The organism is Bacillus sp. FSL K6-2819, assembly GCF_038008305.1.
GTDB classification, from domain to species: Bacteria; Bacillota; Bacilli; order Bacillales; family Bacillaceae; genus Bacillus; species Bacillus amyloliquefaciens.
Window position 1 is genome coordinate 710,062 of the sequence record NZ_JBBOYV010000001.1, and the last position, 19,153, is coordinate 729,214.

Here is a 19,153-nt window from a genome sequence, read left to right on the forward strand (position 1 = left end):
TACGACCTCCTGTTTCATTTCTTTTTATATTGTATCCCGCAACCGAAAAAAGCAACCAAAAGCTTCAATGTGCCGGCTTTTTTTAATTCCTCTAGTACGAACGGCGTTTCCGATTTATAATTTATAAAAGTACATATCTTGAAAGAGGAGACGGCAGTGAACAAAGACCAATTACTTCATGATTATATCATTACACATTCGGCCGAGCTGACGGAAAAATGGCTCAAGCTGAGACGGAAGCTGAGAGGGCGGTTTTATTCCGAGGATCAATTAAGTGAAGAAAAGAAACAACTGCTGATCGAGCAGCATACGTTTACGAACACAACCATCGCCAGCGCTTTGCTGGAAGATCCGGCCGTTTTTCAGCAGAACAAAGAAAAATGGGCCGCACAGGTAGCGAAAAGCAGAGTGGAGCAGGACGCTCAGGTTCATGAGGTCGTTGAGGCGATCGGCAATTCAAGAACCGTCTTTTGGGAAGCGGTCACCCGTTTTATGGATGAGCATCAGGACATCGTAACAAGCGAGGATGCCCGCCGCTGGAATCACCTTGTCAACGGCTCAATTGATCAGCTGATGACGGATTTTACCGAACAGTATCAGATATTAATGATTTCGAGGCTGTCATCTCAGCAGGAGCTTATTTCCGAATTAGCTGTCCGGTTATTTTGATTGCGGATACGATCGGCACCTTGCCGCTCATCGGTGCGATTGATACGGAACGGGCGCGTGTGATTTTGGAGACAGTTCCGGAAAACTGTGTCGCAAAACGGATCACAAACCTTGTGATTGATCTGTCCGGTGTGCCCATTGTCGATACGATGGTGGCGCAGCAATTGTACATGCTGTCGAAAACGTTATTTCTCCTCGGCATCAGAACAGTATTTTCCGGCATTCGGCCTGATGTGGCACAGACTTCAATCCAATTGGGACTTGATTTTTCAGAGTATCAAACATACGGCAGCCTGGAGCAAGCGCTCGCCAGCATGGGTGTCACATGTATTATTGAGGAAACAAAAGTGTGAGAAAAAGGTGCTCCGGCCAGAGGCGGGGCGCTTTTTTTTTATGGCGGGAAATTTAAATGTTCAAAAACTTAATTAGGCAGCACATCGAACCGGCACAAATAGCTGATCGTACACAAACGAAAGCTGGCCGCCAGTCAACTGATTTTCTTTTTTAAGCAGGAAAAGAGTGGAGAAATCAAATCCAAAAATTGTGTAAATGTTATTGATTTCTGAAAGAAAACATAATAGTATAAGTGTATATTTCTTATCAGAATAGTATGAATTAAAAAGCCATTGTCAAAAGACGAACGGGCAGACATAAAGGGGGAGCATGATGACGTCCAAAGGAAGCGTAGATCCGCATGTGATTGAAAAGATTATCAGTGCGCTGGAAACGATCGATTTCGGGACTGTTCAGATTACGGTTCATAATTCCCAAGTAACACAAATTGATAAGGTGGAGAAATACCGCTTTTCCCTGAAGAGCAAAGAAGCTAAACAGCAATCTTAAAAAACAGCCGATGACAGGAGGCGGTACATATGAAGCATTCAACTGTCCCTTTCCGGGAGAGCCGGTATCTGCACTTGCCTGAAGTGCGCTTTCTGCATTGGTGCACGAAGCAATACGGCATTAACAAAGGAGTGCTGAACACAATTGACGGCTGGTTTTATGATGCGGGCATCATTCCCATTCCCGTCAGGCGTCTTTATGTGCTGGCGTTTCTCGATTTTGCGAAAACGCCGGGACAGAAGGGGAATATCCGATTCGGGCACGGGGGATTGACGAAAAAACTGCATGATTTCATGGATATGCAGGAGTGCGCAGCAAAACGCCAGGCTTGAATATCCTTAAAATCTTCTTAAAATCATGCAAATTTCTCCCATTTTATTTATAATAGACCTATCACGATCATTTTTTGGGAGGACTTTTGACATGCAAACTGCTGCTTATGAGAGCAAACAATCTATTATGCAGCGCATTATAACGGTATTTGTGTTTACGCTGTTAGTTGCGACAATCGGCCTGTATACCGGCCAGTTCATTCCGCCGGCATTGATGCTTCCGCTGTCGGTCTTAGAGGTTATCATGATCTTCGCCGCGTTTTGGCTGCGCCGTAAAAAAGCCGTCGGATATGCGTTTGTCTTTACATTCGCTTTCATTTCAGGAATGACGCTGTTTCCGATTATCAGCCATTATGCGTCCGCAGCGGGCGCCTATGTCGTATTGGAGGCATTCGGCTCTTCATTTGTGATTTTTGCGGTGCTCGGCACGATCGGCGCTAAGACGAAAAAGGACTTGTCGTTTTTATGGTCCTTCTTGCTTGTCGCTGTTATCGCGCTTCTCGCGGTGGGGATCTTTAATATTTTCAGCCCGCTGAATTCCGCCGCCATGATGGCGTATTCCGTCATCGGCACGATTGTGTTTTCAATGTACATCTTATACGATCTGAACCAGATCAAACACCGGGACATCACGGCGGATTTGATTCCTTTGATGGCATTGACGCTTTATATCGACTTTATCAACCTGTTTATCAACCTGCTCCGGTTTTTCGGAATTTTAAACAGTGATGATTAATCGCACGGAAAAGGCGCCCTCTAAAAGGGGCGCCTTTTTATGTTCTGCCGCCGGAAAACAGCAGAAGCTTATCAAATAGAACTTCAAGCATTTTTGTCAATTCCGCTTTTTCTTCTGCGGTGAAGCTTTCCATGGCACCTGAAATTTTGGAGAAATGACCGGGAAGAAACCGCATCAGCTTTTCTTTTCCTTCCTCGGTCAGGTCGATGCTGATTTTTCGTCTGTCGCCGGTATGCCGCCTGCGGTTCACAAAGCCGTCCCGGGCAAGTCCGTCGATCAATCCAGTAATGGTCGCTTTGGTGACATTGGATTCTTTCGCCAGCTCCGTCGGACTCAGGCTGTGGCCGGGCGCGTCAAACAGAAACATCAAAATTTTGAATTTGCCTTCGGACAGTCCATGACTTGAGAAATAATGCTCCATGACCTGATTCATTTTTTTCGACATATCTAATAACGTCAAAAATGTTTTCAATGATTCAGCATCCATATCGGCGTAAATCTCAGCGTGTCCGGCAATCTGCGAGTAATCCGGCAAATGTCTCAACTCCATTTTTGTAAGCCTCCGTACCATTTTAGTGATTCAAAGTATAAGCCTGCCGGATTCAAAAGGCAACCTATAAAGATTGACAGTTTTTCAGCCAATATAGTAAGGTGGCTAATAGTTAATAGATAATAAATAAGAAGGCGGTATCGTAATGAACCATGAAGTGAAAAAGATCATCATAGCGGGCGGTGGGATCGGCGGCCTGTGTGCAGCGATTTCTCTCGGGAGAGCGGGGTTTGAAGTGACCCTTTGCGAGGCGGCTTCTGAAATGCGTAAAAGCGGAGCGGGCATTCTCCAGCCTCAAAATGCGCTCGGGGTGCTGCGTGAAATCGGTGTGTATGAAGAATGCTGCCAAAACGGTTTTCAAACGGAATGGCTGAAGCAGCATGATGAAAACGGGTCGTTATTGTTTAAAGTGAGAGAGGCGTTTTTAGATGATTCATTGCCGGGGAGGAATAATATATTGCGGCAAACGTTAAATGATATCCTCAGAAAGCATGCTGAAGCGGCGGGGGCCACGATTTTGCTGGGGAAAAAAGTCGTGTCTTACGAAGAAACGGCGGATGAAATAACGGTGCATTTCGCAGACGGAACCGTGATGACGGCGGACATTCTCGCCGGCTTTGACGGCATCCGCTCTGTTGTCCGTGATCAAATGCTGCAAAGAGAAGTGAAAACGGAGTATCTCGGCATGGGAGCGCACAGATTTTTCATCTCTTTTCCCGAGCGGGTTTTTCATGATTCGACACTGATGTATAAAAAGGGGCAGACGCAGGTCGGTGTCGTGCCGCTGTCCGAAAAAACAGGATACGTATTTATCATCCGGCCGTATGACGCTGACTGTACGGATGACGAGGATACACGTTTTGAACGGGTGAAAGACCTGCTGCACGGATTTCCGGGAGTGAAGTTTGTGACAGAGAATATGTCAAAGGAATATCCTGTTTTGTTTCATAAAATTGAGCAGATGGCGGTCAAAGAACCGTGGCACAGAGGCCGCGTCGTTCTGGGCGGGGATGCCGTTCATGCAGGAGCGCCGACATTGGCGCAGGGAGCGGCGATGGCGATTGAAGACGCGATCGTTCTTAGTGAAGAACTGCAAAATGATGAAAACCATGAAACTGCATTTCAAGCATACTTCGAAAGACGGGCGGAGCGGGCTTTACAGATACAGAATCTGTCATCTGAAATCGTCCGCCGCGAGATAAAGGGAACACCCGGTGTCCAAGACATCATCGGTGAATGCCATCGGCTGCTCAAAGAGCCTTATTAAATAAAGAAAGTCCAGAACATGGCGTCTGGACTTTTGTCAGTCTTGTTCAGATTTATTCCGGATCCGCTCAATCACCTCATGCAGCCCCTCAGGCTTGTGAAACTCCACCGGTGAACTGCCTTTTTCAAACGAAATCGTTTCTGCTTCAATGAGCGCGACATAGCGTCCGTTCACTTTCGCGAGATGGATGGATTCGCCGAAATCGGCCAGCAGTCCTTTAATCTCTGTTTCTCCGACTTTCATTTTCAGCTCGGCCTCAGGCGTATGCTCAATGATCTGCGCGGATGCCTCGATGACTTGATGGGTGTCGAGGCGCTCCTGAATTTCCCGCTTTTCACTCGCTTCCCAAATTTCGATGTCGTGCTCAAACTGCTGAAGCTCTTCACTGTTTTCTTCAAAGGTTTCATACACGTGTTCCTGCACCATGTTTATGACTTGGTTTTTCATGATTTCCGGCATCGATTCGCCGTATTCGACAAATTTGAGAAAATCCTCGAAATAACGGGCGTGCGAGGCCTGATGGATTTTCAGCTCGTGCTCTTCGGTCATGCCTTCTTCCGGCATATAAGGATATTGAATGCTTTTCATATTCTTTGTCGTGATGGCCATTTCGACTTTTTTAATGAGAGACGCGGCGTCTGAGATGCGGGCGACCTTCGGCTCGAAATCGCATTTCATCATAAAGACGAATTTGTCCTCAAAATATTTGCGGGGCACGGCCGATGCCACAATGAAAACACCGCCGCGAACGGCGCTTGTATCGAGGTACGTGCGGACGAACTGCTCACTTGCTTCTATAAATGCTTCCTTCGTATCCGCAAGCCGGGCGCGGTTGAAAAGGTTGTAATTCGGATTTGAATCAAGCTCATGACCCGGCTCCGTGATAAAATGGCCGATTTTTGTGGGGACCTGCTCTGATTGCGGGTGCCGTTCGGCTTTCCGTTTGACGATTTTCTTCAATTCCCCGTCAAGAAAATCCTTCAGCTCGCTTTCTTCAAATTCTTCCGTATCAAGCGTCTGGAAATGTTTGAACTGTTTGTTTGCCTGATCGTCTTTTCCTTCCACTTGAATGACATAAAACGATAAAAACTTGATTTCAAAATCCATATGTGAACTCACCTTATTTCTGTATTTGACAAGCCTCTCCAGTATAGAAAAAACCGTAATCGATCGTCAATCAGAGGATTGATCCGTCCTGGCGGATAATCGGCCGGTGAAAAGGGCACTGTAGTTGGAAGGAACGCATCAACGTTTAAGAAAGGGTGTTGTAAATGAAGGAAACAAGTCCGATTCCGAAGCCGAAGACGTTCGGGCCGCTCGGCAATCTCCCTTTGCTTGATAAAGACAAGCCCACAATGTCGCTTATCAAACTGGCCAAAGAGCAGGGGCCCATTTTTCAGCTGCATACACCGGCGGGCACCATTATCGTCGTGTCCGGCCATGAACTGGTGAAAGAGGTTTGTGACGAAGAGCGGTTTGATAAAAGTATTGAAGGGGCTTTGGAAAAAGTCCGCGCGTTTTCCGGTGACGGGCTGTTTACAAGCTGGACGCACGAGCCTAACTGGCGAAAGGCGCACAATATTCTGATGCCGACCTTCAGCAAGCGCGCGATGAAAGATTATCATTCGATGATGACTGATATCGCGGTGCAGCTGATTCAAAAATGGGCAAGGCTGAATCCTGATGAGGCCGTTGATGTGCCTGCTGATATGACCCGGCTGACGCTCGATACGATCGGACTGTGCGGTTTTAACTATCGGTTTAACAGCTATTACAGAGAAACGCCTCATCCGTTTATTAACAGCATGGTGCGCGCACTTGATGAAGCGATGCACCAAATGCAGCGTCTTGATGTTCAGGATAAGCTCATGATCAGGACGAAGCGCCAATTTCATCATGATATTCAGGCGATGTTTTCGTTGGTAGACAGTATTATCGCAGAGCGCAGGTCAGACGGCGGCCGGGATGAAAAAGATCTGCTGGCCAGGATGCTGAATGTTGAAGACCCGGAAACAGGTGAAAAACTTGATGATGAAAATATCCGCTTTCAAATCATCACGTTTTTAATTGCCGGCCATGAAACGACAAGCGGCCTGCTTTCCTTTGCCATCTACTTTCTGCTGAAGCATCCCCGCGTTTTGGAAAAAGCTTATGAGGAAGCTGATCGGGTATTGACCGATCCCGTTCCTTCGTATAAACAAGTGCTGGAGCTTACCTATATCCGGATGATTTTGCAGGAGTCATTGCGCTTATGGCCGACCGCGCCTGCGTTCAGTCTTTATGCGAAAGAGGATACGGTGATCGGCGGGAAATATCCGATCACGACAAAAGACAGAATTTCCGTCTTAATTCCTCAGCTTCATCGTGATAAAGACGCGTGGGGAGACAATGCGGAGGAATTTTATCCGGAGCGGTTTGAACATCCTGATCAAGTGCCCCACCATGCGTACAAGCCGTTCGGAAACGGTCAGCGGGCGTGTATCGGCATGCAGTTCGCGCTGCATGAAGCGACTCTTGTACTGGGGATGATTCTTCAGCATTTTACCTTTACAGACCATACCGATTATGAGCTGGATATTAAACAGACGTTAACGCTCAAGCCCAACGACTTTCATATCCGGGTGCGGCCGCGGAGCAAAGAAGCCGTTCCGGCGGCTTTCACGGCGGCTGAAAAAGCGGCGGAAGACGTAACAAAAGAAAAACAGGAGACAAAAGGCGCTTCCATTATCGGGCTTGACAACCGACCGCTTCTGATTCTGTACGGCTCAGATACGGGAACCGCAGAAGGCGTTGCGTGGGAGCTTGCCGATACTGCCGGGATGCACGGCGTCCGGACTGAAACGGCACCTTTGAATGACCGGATCGGAAAATTGCCGAAAGAAGGAGCTCTCTTGATCATTACGTCCTCTTATAACGGAAAGCCTCCGAGTAACGCCGGACAATTCGTTCAATGGCTTGAAGAAGTCAAACAAGGGGAATTGGAAGGCGTCCGATATGCCGTCTTCGGCTGCGGTGATCATAACTGGGCGGCGACATATCAGGCCGTTCCGAGACTTATTGATGAAAAGCTTGCTGAAAAAGGGGCGGAACGCTTTTCCTCACGAGGTGAAGGTGATGTCAGCGGCGATTTTGAAGGAAAGCTTGATGAATGGAAAAAAAGTATGTGGAAGGACGCCATGAAAGCGTTCGGTCTCAAGCTGAATGAAAATGCCGAAAAAGAGCGGAGTACGCTGGGCCTTCAATTTGTGAGCGGGCTTGGCGGCTCTCCCTTGGCTCAGACGTATGAAGCGGTTTACGCATCCGTTGCGGAAAACAGGGAGCTCCAAGCGCCGGAAAGCGATAGAAGCACAAGGCATATTGAAATCATTCTGCCGAAGGAGGCTGCTTACAATGAAGGGGATCATCTCGGCGTTCTGCCTGTAAACAGCAAAGAGCAGGTCAGCCGTGTTCTCCGCCGGTACAATCTGAACGGCAACGACCAAGTGCTGCTGACGGCCAGCGGACAGAGCGCGGCTCATCTCCCGCTCGATCGGCCGGTCAGGCTGCACGATCTTCTGAGCAGCTGCGTCGAATTGCAGGAAGCGGCATCAAGAGCTCAAATCCGTGAAATGGCCGCTTATACTGTCTGCCCGCCGCACAAACATGAATTGGAAGGTCTTCTTGAGGAGGGTGTCTATCAGGAGCAAATCCTGACATTGCGCGTCTCAATGCTCGATCTCCTTGAAAAATATGAAGCGTGTGAGCTTCCGTTTGAACGATTTTTGGAGCTTTTGCGTCCGCTGAAACCGCGTTATTATTCGATTTCAAGCTCGCCGCTGAAACATCCCGGGCAGGCTTCAATTACCGTCGGCGTCGTTCGCGGCCCCGCCCGCAGCGGTTTGGGGGAGTATCGCGGAGTCGCTTCGAACTATTTGGCGGATCGCAGTCCTGACGATGGTATCGTGATGTTTGTCCGCACGCCGGAAACAAAATTCCGGCTTCCGGAAGATCCGGAAAAACCGATTATTATGGTCGGTCCGGGCACAGGAGTCGCCCCGTTCCGCGGATTTTTGCAGGCGCGGGCGGCATTAAAAGGAGAAGGAAAAGAGCTGGGGGAGGCCCATCTCTACTTCGGATGCAGAAACGATTATGATTTTATTTACCGTGACGAGCTTGAAGCTTATGAAAAAGACGGAATCGTGACGCTTCATACGGCTTTCTCCCGCAAAGAAGGCGTACCGAAAACGTATGTGCAGCACTTAATGGCGGAAGATGCCGAAACTTTAATTTCGATCCTTGACAGGGGAGGGCATCTATACGTATGCGGCGACGGAAGCAAGATGGCGCCTGATGTAGAGGAAACGCTGCAAAAAGCATATCAGTCGGCTCACGGAACAGATGAACGGCAAGCACAAGAGTGGCTTTTGGATCTCCAGACAAAAGGCATTTATGCAAAAGATGTCTGGGCGGGAATTTAAAAATTACGCATATGGGGACTGGATCACTCCAGTCCTTTTTTTGCATCAGCCGAAAAAAACCTTCAAGTTTTTCAAACCCTTTGCATACAATAACTTCAGCCCGCCTGGTGGGCGGCTGTCTTTGATATTCATTTTTCGTTTTTACAAGTTTGTGTTATTCTTATATTTGGTATCTCATATTTTGGAGACCCGGTTTGATACGGTATCCTTTTAATGTAAGAAAAAAATGTGAAACGAAGAACGGATATCCTGCGTCTAATGGCTGGCGGGATAAGATGTTCAATGGGCATGACACGAATGATAAATATATCGTTTTTAAAAATGGTGTGTTTATGGGGCTGTGTGATGCTTTCGTTTTGCTCGGAAAGCAGGAATTGAAGCAAAAAGTAAGAATACAGATTTAAAGTGTTTAGGAAAGTAGAGGTTGCCATGAAGAAATTATTTTCTTACAGACTTAGTTTTTTTGTACTGGCTATTATTTTGTTTTGGGCCAAAACGTATTTAGCCTATCATGCTGAATTCAACCTTGGGGTGAAGGGGCCGACACAGCAGTTTCTGCTTGTGATCAATCCGTTCTCAAGCGCCATTTTCTTTTTAGGACTGGCATTGTTTGCGAAAGGCCGCAAATCAGCGATTATTATGGTGATTATTGATTTCATCATGACGTTTATTTTGTATGCAAATATCCTATTCTATCGATTCTTCGATGATTTCTTGACATTCCCTAACTTAAAGCAATCCGGTAATGTCGGAAATATGGGAGACGGCATCTTCAGCATTATGTCCGGCCATGATATTTTATACTTTGTTGACATTATTATTTTAATCGCACTGCTGGTGTGGAGACGTGAGCTGAAGGAATTCAAGCTGAAAAAACGTTATACGTCATTAATTATCGTTACGGGTATCGTTTTGTTCTTCATTAACTTGGCGATTGCCGAAGAGGACCGCCCGGAGCTGTTGACAAGAACATTCGACCGCAACTACATTGTGAAATACTTAGGCCTTTATAATTACACGATTTATGACGGCGTGCAGACGGCACAGACGGAAACGCAGCGGGCATATGCAAGCAGCGATGACCTGACGAGCGTTGAAAACTACACATCGTCGCATTACGCGAAGCCGGACGCCGAGTATTTCGGCAAGGCTAAAGGCAAAAACATCATTAAGATTCACTTGGAGAGTTTCCAATCGTTTTTGATCAATTACAAACTTGACGGTAAAGAAGTCACGCCGTTCCTGAATAAACTCGCCCGCGGCGGAGAAGACATGACGTACTTTGATAACTTTTTCCACCAAACAGGCCAAGGTAAAACATCTGACGCAGAGCTGATGATGGATAACAGCCTGTTCGGACTGCCTGAAGGGTCAGCCTTCGTGACAAAAGGAGAAAACACGTATCAATCGCTACCTGCCATCCTTGACCAAAGTGAAGGCTATACAAGCGCCGTTTTACATGGTGACTACAAATCATTCTGGAACCGTGACCAGATTTACAAACATATCGGCTATGACAAATTCTTTGACGCCAGCACATACGATATGTCTGACGACAACCTTGTCAATATGGGACTGAAGGATAAACCATTCTTTAAAGAATCCATTCCGAAGCTTCAATCGCTGAAACAGCCGTTCTATGCGCATTTAATCACGCTGACGAACCATTATCCGTTTACGCTTGATGAAAAAGACGCAACGATCGAAAAAGCGAAAACGGGAGACGCGACTGTGGATGACTATTTCCAGACCGCACGTTATCTCGACGAAGCGCTTGAACAGTTCTTTAAAGACCTGAAATCGTCCGGTTTATATGACAACTCGGTGATTATGATTTACGGAGACCACTACGGAATCTCTGAAAACCATAACCGCGCGATGAAAGAAATTCTCGGCAAAGAAATTACGCCTTATCAAAACGCGCAGAACCAGCGTGTGCCGCTTATGATTCACGTCCCTGGCAAAAAAGGCGGAGTGAACCATACGTACGGCGGTGAAATGGATGTAATGCCGACGATCCTTCACTTAGAAGGCATCGATTCTAAGAAATATATTAATTTCGGTACCGATCTCTTCTCGAAAGACCATGATGACACGGTGACGTTCCGTAACGGAGATTACGTCACGCCGAAATATACTTCTATTTCCAATGTCGTATACGATACGAAGACAGGAAAAGAACTGAAAGGCAATCAGGAAACGAAAAACCTGAAAGCCAGAGTCACAGAGCAGCTGAAGCTGTCTGACAGCGTTATGTACAAAGACCTGCTCAGATTCCACAAAATGAACGACTTTACGCCGGTTGATCCGTCAAAATATCATTACGGCAAAGAAAAGCTCAATCAGGATAATAAATAATAGAAAGAACCTTGCGGAATATCTTCCGTAAGGTTCTTTTTTTTGTGTGTATCTTCACTAATCTGAAAAAAGGGAGAGCTTTTGGTCACAAAGGGCGCCAATCTCTCATATCTTACAGTAGATTTTGAAACCGGTAATAGAGAATCGGACAAATTATCGGGTTGGGTTTCTCTTGTACGGGCGGTTTCGAATCCAATATTCACAGAGAAGAGGGGTAGAGATGAAAGCAGTCATTCTCTGCGGCGGGAAAGGAACGAGAATGAGCGAAATCACCAATGAACGTCCTAAACCGCTCGCCATGATTGGCGGAAAACCGATTCTATGGCATATTATGAAACTCTATCAATACTATGGCGTGAACGAATTTATCCTGCTTCTTGGTTTCAAAGGAGAGATGATTAAGGAATATTTCTTAGATTATGATTGGAAGAATCACAGCATGACGCTGGACAGCTCTACCGGAGAAGTGCGGATATTGGGAAAATCCGAGCCGTGGAAAATTACTTTTTTAGACACGGGGGAACACACGCAGACGGCGGGGCGGCTTTTACAGGCAAAGGACATCATCGGGGATGAAACCTTTCTAATGACGTACGGGGACGGACTGGCCAACATCAACATGTTTCATCTGATCAGCTATCATCAATCAAAAGGGGCTGCGGCAACCGTCACCGGTATTGAGAAGACCTCGCAATTCGGGACGCTGAGAGTCGAAGACGGCATGGCGAAAAGCTTTTCTGAAAAAACCTCAAGCGACGGCATCATCAACGGCGGATTCTTCGTGCTCAGCCCGAAGGTATTCGATTATCTGCCGAAAGACAGGGATGTCATGTTTGAAGAAGAACCGCTGAAGGAGCTGGCGAAGGCCGGCGAATTAGCTGTATACCGGCATTACGGATTCTGGACGGCGATCGATACGTATAAAAACCTGCTGGAAATCAACAAGATGTGGGATCAAGGACAACATGTATGGAAGGTATGGTGATCAGGTTTGAGTTTCTGGAAAAATAAAAATGTGTTTGTGACGGGATGTACAGGTCTTTTAGGAAGCTGCTTGGTGAAGGAACTGATCGATCAGGGGGCCAATGTGACAGGACTTGTCCGTGACACTGTGCCCAAATCAAATCTGTATCAGGGAGAACAAGTGAAGCAAATGAATATCGTGCAGGGCGCGCTTGAAGATCTGGATGTGATTGAGCGGGCGCTTGGCGAATATGAAATTGACACGGTCTTTCATTTAGCCGCTCAGGCGATCGTCGGTGTCGCAAACCGCAATCCGATTTCCACTTTTGAAGCCAATATTCTCGGCACATGGAACATCCTTGAAGCGTGCCGCAGACATCCGCTTATCAAGCGTGTGATCGTCGCTTCCAGTGATAAAGCATACGGCGACCAGCCGACACTGCCGTACGATGAAAACATGCCTCTTCAAGGCAAACATCCGTATGACGTGTCAAAAAGCTGTGCCGATCTGTTAAGCCACACATATTTTAATACGTACGGCCTTCCAGTCTGTATTACGCGCTGCGGCAATTTGTACGGCGGCGGGGATTTGAATTTCAACCGGATCATTCCGCAGACGATTCAGCTCGTGCTGAACGGTGAAGCGCCGGAAATCCGCAGCGACGGCACATTTATCCGTGATTATTTTTATATCGAGGATGCGGTCGAAGCATACCTTTTGCTGGCGGAAAAGATGGAGGAGCTCAATCTTGCGGGAGAAGCGTTCAACTTCAGCAATGAGATTCAGCTGACGGTGCTGGAACTGGTAGAAAAAATTCTTAAGGCCATGGACAGTGATCTGAAGCCGAAGGTGCTCAACCAGGGAAGCCACGAAATCAAGCATCAATATTTATCGGCTGAAAAGGCGAGGAAGCTTCTGAACTGGACACCCGCGCATGCCATTGATGAAGGATTGGAAAAAACGATTGAATGGTATAAAGCCTTTTTTCAAAAGTAACAAAAACAGAGGTGAGATAAAGACGTGACAAGCGCATATTGCACAGTTTTATCAAAAGGAAGGCTATATCAGGCCATCGCTTTATTCGGCTCATTGAAAGAGGTTCAGGCGGACGCCCCCATTTTTACTTTGTGCATGGATCAAGACACCTATGACGTGCTTCAAGCAATGCGGCCGGATAATGTCACCTTGATTCAGGTGTCGGCACTGGAAAATGAGGAGCTCCTTGAACTGAAGCGGACGAGGGATCAGAGCGAATACTGCTGGACGGTGAAGCCGGTATTTCTCGAATTCGTACTGGACGGACATCCGGACTTAGAGCGTGTCACGTACATTGATGCCGATTTGTTTTTCTTCGCTGATCCGCGCCCGATTTTTGAAAATCAGCCGGATTGTTCGGTGCTTCTGTCACGGGGCGATATCGTCATCCCCTCATTTGAAAAACAGGAAATTGACATGCTGCAGCGTCTTTTAGGCCGGTATAATTCCGGTTTTCTCAGCTTCAAAGCCGACCGGGCCGGCACAGATTGTCTCAAGTGGTGGAAAGAACGTTGCCTGGAAGAATGCAAAAATGCGCCGGGGGAAGGAAAATTCGGAGATCAGGGCTATTTGGATTACATGTCTGATCTGTTCCCGAATGTGTGTGACATTGCCACGCCCGGCGTGAATATCGGCCATTGGAATTACGGACGGCATACGTTTTCATGGAAGGACGGGCGCCTTGTGCTCGAAGACGGAAGTCCGCTGATTTTCTATCATTTCAGCGGATATCGGATCGTCACAGCCAACGACATTCGGCAGATTCACGAGACGACCCGGACCGACCTGCCGTTTGTCCATCAGCTTTACCAGGACATTCTGAAGCAGGTGATCGGGACGGTCAGCGCCGTCTGCCCGGAGTTCAGCGGCTTTGCATCTGAGGATGATAACAAATAAATGATCATATACAGGAAGTGAACAAAAAGTGAAGGCAAGCGTCATTGTTCCCGCATATAATTCCAAGGAGAGGCTGTATAACAGCCTGCTCTCCCTGAATGAACAGGAATGCACAGAGCCGTTCGAAGTAATTGTGGCTGACAACGGTTCAGAAGACGGAACCTTATCCATGCTTGAATCATTCAGCGCGAATTTTCCGCTGATTTTTGTGAGAATTAAAGAAAACAGAGGGATCGCTTACGGACGGAATCAGGCGGTTCGCAATGCCAGAGGCGATATTTTGATTTTCCATGACAGTGACATGCTTGCCGAAAAGGATTTGGTGGCTAAGCATATCAAGGCTCATGAGAACCGGGACGATCTTGTCGTTTGCGGTATGTTCTGGAAGCGGCTGTACAGCTTTTATTATGACCGCTTTGAAAAAGAGCATAAGGAAAAGCTAGCCGAACTGTATGAAGATCTGCCGGGAGATAAAGAGCCGCTTCTTGATGAAAGTGCGATCAGAGACGGAAGCTTTCTTGACCAATGCTTTGACTTAGATACCGATTTTATCCGCGCGCTGAAAAGTATTTTGGGAAAATACGGGGACGATTTGAAAGGCTACCGTCTGCCGTGGCGTTTTTTCATTACGAACAATTCATCAGTGAAAAGACAGCACGTGGAAGATCTCGGCCTGTTTGATGAAGGCATTGTCAGATACGGCTTTGAGGATTATGATCTCGGCATCAGGCTTCATCAGTCGGGATTGGCGTTTCAGCTGCGGCGCGATATCATGAGCGTCCATCAGGAGCATCCGAGCAACTGCGCTTCCGTTGATGACATCAGGACGAATATCGCGTACATGTGCGACAAGTACAATGATATTCATTCGCTTGACGTGCACCTCGCATTTAACGGCCCATTTGATGCGGAGTTGACCAACAGCATTATGGCAGACATCGAAAAACTGCTTGATTATGAGAAATATGAAAGCCTGCTGCACATCTTTCTCGAGCTGCTGCACGTGGTTAAAGACCGCAACCTCGACCCGGACTGGAAGACGAAAAGCCCGCGTATCACGGCGAACAGCTTTCATCTGCCGGAGGTCCAAAAGCTTTTGTCAAAAGCGGAAAAAAAGCTGGGCGTCACGCACTTTGCCAGGGCGTTCAAAGCGCTGATTGCTGATTTACTGCATGTGGATCTTAAATAAACTGGATGTGATATGGTGAGTAAATATCATTTTTCAACCATTGTTTCAAGAACGCATATCTTTAAACTGATGCCGATGATTCATTCTCTCCATGAGCATTGCCGTGATTTTCATCTGTATGTGCTGTGTGTCGACCTGAAGGCGTATGAACTGCTTCAGCAGGTGCCGTGGGAGCATGTCACGGCGGTTCAGCTCCATGAAATGGAGGATCCGGAGCTGCTTGAAGCAAAGGGCGGCCGGACGTTTCATGAATATTGCTGGACGCTGAAGCCGGCATTTCTGTTCCATGTGATGACGGAGTATAAGGAAGCCGAATATTTTGCCCATTTGGATACCGATCTCTTTTTCTTCTCAGATGTGGATAGGCTGTTTGCGGAAAAGCCGGATGCTTCTCTTTTTCTGACGGATCACCGCAATTCAAAACGGTTTGCGTCCTATTACAAGCTGACCGGGCAGTACAACACCGGGTTTGTCGGCGCGCGGAATACTGAGGAAGCGTACCGGGCGGTCTGGCAATGGAGACAGGATTGTATCTCTTATTGTACCGTGGAGATGAATGAAGAAAAAAAGACATACGGTGATCAAAGGTATGTTGAAAAGTGGCCCGCGCAATTTGAACACGTCCATGTCTCGGAGTCGATCGGCGCGAATGCGGCGCTGTGGAATATTGAGAAATATAAAGTCAGCCTGCGCGACGGAGCTGTATATGTCAATGACACCCCGCTGATTTTTTATCATTTTTCCGGTTTTACACTCGTCACGGAGAACGAATTCAATCTGTGCTGGTACTATCACATCGATGACAAGGCGACAGTCAGCTATATTTACGTGCCGTATATCAAAAATATTAAAAAATGGATTGATGAAATTCAACAAGCGTTCCCAGATTTCAGAGACGGGTTTATTCCGAGATATGCGGTTCCTGACACTCATTTTTATACGGTTGAAACATAAAAATCCCTGCCTTTTTGGCAGGGATTTTTTTATGAGTGCCATTCTTTTAAGGTTTTGTCGCTCGGCAGGACAAAGGCGAGCAGGCCTAAAACGGGCAGAAAGGCGACGGCTGTCATGGTCGGCGTTAATCCCGCCGAATCAATGAGGGCGCCGAGCGCAACGGCTCCGATCGCTCCCATTCCGAAGGCGAGTCCGACCGTCAGCCCTGACATCGTGCCGATTTTCCCCGGAACAAGCTCCTGCGCGTAGACAACCGTTACGGAGAAGCTGGACATCAGGACAACGCCGATCAGGGCCAGTACGCCATAAGCGATGACAGGGCCCGCAAACGGAAGGAAAATCGTCAAGGGAGCCGATGCCATCATCGAAACGATGATGACGTTCCGCTTTCCGAAACGGTCTGCAAGCGGTCCGCCGAGAAACGTTCCCACAGCGCCGAAAAATAAAAAGACGAAGATGTAGCTCTGTGCCTGCTGAATGCTGACATGATAAGCATTCATCGCATAGAACGTATAAAAGTTGCCGATTGCACTCACATACCAGGAGCGTGCGAAAATTAAGAAGATAATCATGATAAGGGCAAGAATAATCGGTTTTGTAATCACGGTCTGTACAGCGGCGGCCGGCGATTTTTTACTTGCGGCGCGCAAATGAATCAGGCGGTCTTTGTACCATTTGGCGATATAAATGAGAAACAGCACAGCGATTGCGGCGACAAGCGTAAACCAGACAGAACCGAATTGACCGAGCGGAACGAGAATCAGCGCGGTAATCAATGGCGCCATCGCCTGGCCGGTATTTCCGCCGACCTGGTAAATCGATTGCGCCAAGCCGCGTTTATTGCCTGCCGCCATGTAAGCGACACGCGACCCTTCAGGATGAAAGACGGCGGAGCCAAGGCCGATAAAGAATACACAGCATAAAATCGTCAGAAAAGACGGGGCGAACGCGAGGCCTAAAATGCCGAGCATGCTTGAGGTGAGTCCGAGCGGCAAAGCATACGGCATCGGGCGTTTATCCGTATACCAGCCGATGACGGGCTGCATCACGGATGACACCATATTCAGCGTAAAGGCGATGATTCCGAGCTGCGTAAAGGTAAGGCTCATGGAACGTTCCAAAATAGGAAACATCGCAGGAATCACCGCTTGCAGCGAATCGTTCAGCAAATGACAGATCCCGATAATCAATAAAATGGAATACATGGTTGTCTCGGGACGTTGGACAGGTTTTTCTTTCAGCGGGGCGGCAATTGCCACAGTTATTCTCCTCCTTTTTCTGTAAGCGAAGCATACACCATATTATTCATAAGGTGAATGAATTATCAAGAGCAAAAAAGGCTCTTCTTTCTCAAACCGAAAAAAGAGCCTCCCTTTTTATTTGTTTAACAAACTGTGTTTTCTCGAATACACCATGTAAACGACGATCCCGGCGGCGATCCAGATGACAAAGGAGAGCCACGTCACGCCCGGCAGGCTGCATGCGAGATAAAGGCATAAGCATGCGCTGATGATCGGCACAAAAGGCACGAAAGGAACACGGAAGGAAGATGTGATCTCCGGATGTTTCTTTCTTAAAACGATGACGGCGATCGCGATGACCGTAAAGGCCGCCAAAGTGCCCATATTGACAAGGTGCGCCAAGGTTCCCAAATCAATAAAACCCGCGATCCCGGCAGCGACAATTCCCGTCACCCAAGTGTTTTGAAACGGTGTTTTAAAGCGCGGGTGAACCTTGGAAAACATGCGGGGCAAAAGGCCGTCTCTGCTCATCGCAAATGTAAGGCGCACCTGAGCGTAAAGCAGAGCGAGCATTACCGTTGTAATCCCGATAATCGCGCCGACGGAGATAATGCCCGCTATTTTGTTCTGGCCGACAAATTGGAGCGCAAAGGATACCGGATCTCCGACATTTAATTTGGTGTACGGAAGCATTCCTGTCAGAACGAGCGACACCGTAATGTAAAGGATGGTGCAGATGGCGAGCGCGCCGATGATTCCGATCGGCATTGATTTCTGCGGATTTTTCACTTCTTCTGACGCGTTTGACACGGCATCAAATCCGAGATACGCGAAGAAAACGGTCGCGGCGCTCGCGATGACGCCTTTCATTCCGAACGGCATAAACGGCGACCAGTTTTCCGGTTTCACGTAGCCGAAACCGACGATGATAAACAGCAGAATGATCGCAATTTTCATCAATACAATGACATTGTTAAAGCGGGTGCTTTCTTTCACGCCCCTTGAAACAATTGCGGTAATGACCAAAATAATGATAACGGCCGGCAGATTAAACACGGCGCCCGCTTTGCTTCCGGGTGCGGCGGTCAGCGCCTCCGGAAGATGCAGCCCGAAGCCTGCGAGAAGCGACTGGAAATACGATGACCAGCCGGTTGCGACGGCGGCGAGCGCGATGACATACTCAAGCATTAAGTCCCATCCGATTAAAAACGCGAGACATTCCCCGAGGGTGACATATGAGTACGTATATACGCTGCCTGAAATCGGAATGGATGAAGAAAATTCCGCATAACAAAACGCGGCGAGCGCGCAGGCAAGCCCCGCGAGCACAAACGAAAGAATCAAAGCCGGCCCTGCGCCTGTCGCGGCCACGGTCCCGGTAATCACAAAAATCCCCGTGCCGACAACACAGCCGATTCCGAGTAAAACCAAGTCAAAAGCGCTTAACGAGCGGGCCAGACTGGTCTGTCTGCTCTGTGCCTTTAAGTCGGCCAGCGGCTTTTTCCGAAATAGTAAAGACATATGGGTCCTCCTGAAAATTCATAATATTCTCATCATTATATACACTGACGTTTGTATTATATTGTTGAAATTTCGCGCAGTCAATTAAAGAATTTTCCACTTTAAAAGGACAAAGCTCAAAAGCGTCGATGTGAGGAAGA

General features: G+C 47.6%; 15 protein-coding genes and 1 pseudogene. 12 read left to right on the forward strand and 4 right to left on the reverse strand.

Going from position 1 to position 19,153, the window contains the following annotated elements; all coding sequences use genetic code 11:
* Positions 1-156 precede the first annotated feature (156 nt).
* From MHH91_RS03780 to MHH91_RS03795, 4 genes and pseudogenes are all read left to right on the forward strand, one after another.
* Positions 157-1,022 (forward strand): annotated as a pseudogene (locus MHH91_RS03780) (STAS domain-containing protein).
* A gap of 313 nt (positions 1,023-1,335) precedes the next feature.
* Entirely contained in the window at positions 1,336-1,512 is a 177-nt protein-coding gene (locus MHH91_RS03785; RefSeq protein ID WP_013351321.1) for a YezD family protein, read from the forward strand.
* A gap of 29 nt (positions 1,513-1,541) precedes the next feature.
* Positions 1,542-1,844 (forward strand): hypothetical protein, encoded by a 303-nt coding sequence (locus MHH91_RS03790; protein WP_013351322.1) that lies wholly within the window; start codon positions 1,542-1,544, stop codon positions 1,842-1,844.
* A 91-nt stretch (positions 1,845-1,935) separates the two neighbouring features.
* A complete protein-coding gene (locus MHH91_RS03795; protein ID WP_013351323.1) occupies positions 1,936-2,580 on the forward strand; it encodes a Bax inhibitor-1/YccA family protein in 645 nt (214 codons plus the stop codon).
* Between the two features lie 37 nt (positions 2,581-2,617).
* Here the strand turns inward: MHH91_RS03795 and MHH91_RS03800 are convergent, their stop codons facing one another.
* Positions 2,618-3,130 (reverse strand): MarR family winged helix-turn-helix transcriptional regulator, encoded by a 513-nt coding sequence (locus tag MHH91_RS03800; protein ID WP_013351324.1) that lies wholly within the window; start codon positions 3,128-3,130, stop codon positions 2,618-2,620.
* Positions 3,131-3,275: 145 nt separating this feature from the next.
* Here MHH91_RS03800 and MHH91_RS03805 point away from each other — a divergent pair, with 145 nt between their 5' ends.
* Positions 3,276-4,397, forward strand: coding sequence for an FAD-dependent oxidoreductase (locus MHH91_RS03805; protein WP_013351325.1), 1,122 nt, complete (start codon positions 3,276-3,278; stop codon positions 4,395-4,397).
* Between the two features lie 36 nt (positions 4,398-4,433).
* Here the strand turns inward: MHH91_RS03805 and MHH91_RS03810 are convergent, their stop codons facing one another.
* On the reverse strand, positions 4,434-5,504 hold the full coding sequence (locus MHH91_RS03810) for a DUF3900 domain-containing protein (protein ID WP_013351326.1): 1,071 nt from the start codon (positions 5,502-5,504) through the stop codon (positions 4,434-4,436).
* A 164-nt stretch (positions 5,505-5,668) separates the two neighbouring features.
* Between MHH91_RS03810 and MHH91_RS03815 the strand changes: the two genes are divergently transcribed.
* The 7 genes from MHH91_RS03815 to MHH91_RS03845 all read left to right on the forward strand — a co-directional run bounded on the left by MHH91_RS03815 (position 5,669) and on the right by MHH91_RS03845 (position 16,251).
* Positions 5,669-8,854, forward strand: coding sequence for a bifunctional cytochrome P450/NADPH--P450 reductase (locus MHH91_RS03815; protein ID WP_013351327.1), 3,186 nt, complete (start codon positions 5,669-5,671; stop codon positions 8,852-8,854).
* 429 nt (positions 8,855-9,283) lie between these two features.
* A complete protein-coding gene (locus MHH91_RS03820) occupies positions 9,284-11,212 on the forward strand; it encodes an LTA synthase family protein (RefSeq protein ID WP_013351328.1) in 1,929 nt (642 codons plus the stop codon).
* A 220-nt stretch (positions 11,213-11,432) separates the two neighbouring features.
* Positions 11,433-12,197, forward strand: coding sequence for a glucose-1-phosphate cytidylyltransferase (rfbF, locus tag MHH91_RS03825; RefSeq protein ID WP_013351329.1), 765 nt, complete (start codon positions 11,433-11,435; stop codon positions 12,195-12,197).
* A 6-nt stretch (positions 12,198-12,203) separates the two neighbouring features.
* Positions 12,204-13,172 carry a GDP-mannose 4,6-dehydratase gene (locus MHH91_RS03830; protein ID WP_013351330.1) on the forward strand — a complete coding sequence of 323 codons (969 nt, stop codon included), beginning with the start codon at positions 12,204-12,206 and terminating at the stop codon, positions 13,170-13,172.
* A gap of 24 nt (positions 13,173-13,196) precedes the next feature.
* Positions 13,197-14,108 carry a putative nucleotide-diphospho-sugar transferase gene (locus MHH91_RS03835; protein ID WP_013351331.1) on the forward strand — a complete coding sequence of 304 codons (912 nt, stop codon included), beginning with the start codon at positions 13,197-13,199 and terminating at the stop codon, positions 14,106-14,108.
* Positions 14,109-14,136: 28 nt separating this feature from the next.
* Positions 14,137-15,297: a glycosyltransferase family 2 protein gene (locus MHH91_RS03840; protein ID WP_013351332.1), complete on the forward strand. Its 1,161-nt coding sequence runs from the start codon at positions 14,137-14,139 to the stop codon at positions 15,295-15,297.
* Positions 15,298-15,312: 15 nt separating this feature from the next.
* On the forward strand, positions 15,313-16,251 hold the full coding sequence (locus tag MHH91_RS03845) for a putative nucleotide-diphospho-sugar transferase (protein WP_013351333.1): 939 nt from the start codon (positions 15,313-15,315) through the stop codon (positions 16,249-16,251).
* Positions 16,252-16,280: 29 nt separating this feature from the next.
* On the opposite strand, the gene MHH91_RS03850 is transcribed toward MHH91_RS03845, so the two are convergent.
* Entirely contained in the window at positions 16,281-17,510 is a 1,230-nt protein-coding gene (locus MHH91_RS03850) for an MFS transporter (protein ID WP_014469873.1), read from the reverse strand.
* A gap of 117 nt (positions 17,511-17,627) precedes the next feature.
* Positions 17,628-19,013 carry an amino acid permease gene (locus MHH91_RS03855; protein WP_013351335.1) on the reverse strand — a complete coding sequence of 462 codons (1,386 nt, stop codon included), beginning with the start codon at positions 19,011-19,013 and terminating at the stop codon, positions 17,628-17,630.
* Between the last annotated feature and the right edge of the window lie 140 nt (positions 19,014-19,153).

Excerpts from the sequence above, each read along its gene's own strand:
- MHH91_RS03785 (WP_013351321.1), top strand. The coding sequence starts at position 1,336 with ATGACGTCCAAAGGAAGCGTAGATCCGCATGTGATTGAAAAGATTATC.
- MHH91_RS03790 (WP_013351322.1), top strand. The coding sequence starts at position 1,542 with ATGAAGCATTCAACTGTCCCTTTCCGGGAGAGCCGGTATCTGCACTTG.
- MHH91_RS03795 (WP_013351323.1), top strand. The coding sequence starts at position 1,936 with ATGCAAACTGCTGCTTATGAGAGCAAACAATCTATTATGCAGCGCATT.
- MHH91_RS03800 (WP_013351324.1), bottom strand. The coding sequence starts at position 3,130 with ATGGAGTTGAGACATTTGCCGGATTACTCGCAGATTGCCGGACACGCT.
- MHH91_RS03805 (WP_013351325.1), top strand. The coding sequence starts at position 3,276 with ATGAACCATGAAGTGAAAAAGATCATCATAGCGGGCGGTGGGATCGGC.
- MHH91_RS03810 (WP_013351326.1), bottom strand. The coding sequence starts at position 5,504 with ATGGATTTTGAAATCAAGTTTTTATCGTTTTATGTCATTCAAGTGGAA.
- MHH91_RS03815 (WP_013351327.1), top strand. The coding sequence starts at position 5,669 with ATGAAGGAAACAAGTCCGATTCCGAAGCCGAAGACGTTCGGGCCGCTC.
- MHH91_RS03820 (WP_013351328.1), top strand. The coding sequence starts at position 9,284 with ATGAAGAAATTATTTTCTTACAGACTTAGTTTTTTTGTACTGGCTATT.
- rfbF (WP_013351329.1), top strand. The coding sequence starts at position 11,433 with ATGAAAGCAGTCATTCTCTGCGGCGGGAAAGGAACGAGAATGAGCGAA.
- MHH91_RS03855 (WP_013351335.1), bottom strand. The coding sequence starts at position 19,013 with ATGTCTTTACTATTTCGGAAAAAGCCGCTGGCCGACTTAAAGGCACAG.